The organism is Kribbia dieselivorans NBRC 106261, assembly GCF_001552435.1.
Lineage (GTDB): Bacteria > Actinomycetota > Actinomycetes > Actinomycetales > Dermatophilaceae > Kribbia > Kribbia dieselivorans.
This window is the reverse complement of record NZ_BCRE01000172.1, coordinates 1-1,196: the sequence shown is the minus strand read 5'-3', so window position 1 is coordinate 1,196 and position 1,196 is coordinate 1. Positions and strand designations below refer to the sequence as shown.

General features: G+C 70.7%; 2 protein-coding genes. One reads left to right on the top strand and one right to left on the bottom strand.

Going from position 1 to position 1,196, the window contains the following annotated elements:
* Positions 1 to 814, top strand: an 814-nt coding sequence (sucB, locus tag KD1_RS13255) for a 2-oxoglutarate dehydrogenase, E2 component, dihydrolipoamide succinyltransferase (protein WP_157073351.1), incomplete at its 5' end; no start/stop codon positions are given.
* An 80-nt stretch (positions 815 to 894) separates the two neighbouring features.
* On the opposite strand, the gene KD1_RS16905 is transcribed toward sucB, so the two are convergent.
* Positions 895 to 1,196: IMS domain-containing protein (locus tag KD1_RS16905; RefSeq protein ID WP_169795399.1), on the bottom strand; the 302-nt coding region annotated here is incomplete at its 5' end.

Genomic DNA, 1,196 nt, shown 5'->3' with positions numbered 1-1,196 from the left:
CCTCGCGGCCGCGGAGGCTGCCAAGGCGCCGGCTGCAGCCGCCCCCGCCCAGGCCCCGGCCGCTGCTGCTCCCGCGGCCGCACCGACGGCCGTCTCGCCGCACGCCCACAAGCGCGGCACCCGCGAGAAGATGTCCCGCCTGCGCAAGGTCATCGCCACGCGAATGGTCGAGTCGCTGCAGGTCAGCGCCCAGCTGACCACCGTGGTCGAGGTCGACATGACCAAGGTGGCCCGACTGCGCTCCGCCGTGAAGGACGACTTCGCTGCTCGCGAGGGCACCAAGTTGACGTTCATGCCCTTCATCGCCCAAGCCACGGCCGAGGCGCTCAAGGCGCACCCGAACATCAACGCCAGCGTCGAGGGTGAGGAGATCGTCTACGCCCCGTCGGAGAACCTCGCCATCGCCGTGGACACCGACCGCGGCCTGCTCACCCCGGTCGTGAAGAACGCCGGCGACCTCAACGTGGCGGGGCTGGCGCGCGCCATCGCCGATGTCGCCGACCGCACCCGCAACAACAAGATCGCCCCGGACGACCTGGCCGGTGGCACCTTCACCATCACCAACTCCGGATCGCGCGGGGCCCTGTTCGACACCCCGATCCTCAACCAGCCGCAGGTCGCGATGCTCGGGACGGGCGCCATCGTGCGCCGCCCGGTCGTCGTCGACGACGCGGACGGCTCCGAGACGATCGCGATCCGCTCGATGATGTACATGGTGCTGACGTACGACCACCGGGTCGTCGACGGCGCCGACGCAGCCCGCTTCCTCACCACGGTCAAGGAGCGGCTCGAGGGCGGCGCGTTCGAGGTCTGATCCCCCTCCCACCGAGTGATGGTTTCGGGCCGCTTCCCAGGACGGGAGGCGGCCCGAAACCATCACTCAACGGGGGTTTCTCAGGCCGTGGCGATGTCGTGTACCCGCCACGCCCCCTGCTGGCGGCGCAGGGTGAATCGCAGCGACTGCGGCTTCGCCCGTGCGCGCTCGGAGGCGTCGCCGTGACGGTCGCGCACCACATGGGCCGACGTCGTCACGGTCGCGGTCATCACCGCTTGACTGTCGTCCTGCCAGATCACCTTCGCGCCCGAGACGTCGAAACCCAGCCCCTCGTAGCGCAGTCCCGCCGCGGACGTGCGCTGCAGCAGCTCCTCATCCGCCTCGCGAGCCGGTGACCCCGGAGTCGTCGCCCGCTGGGCCA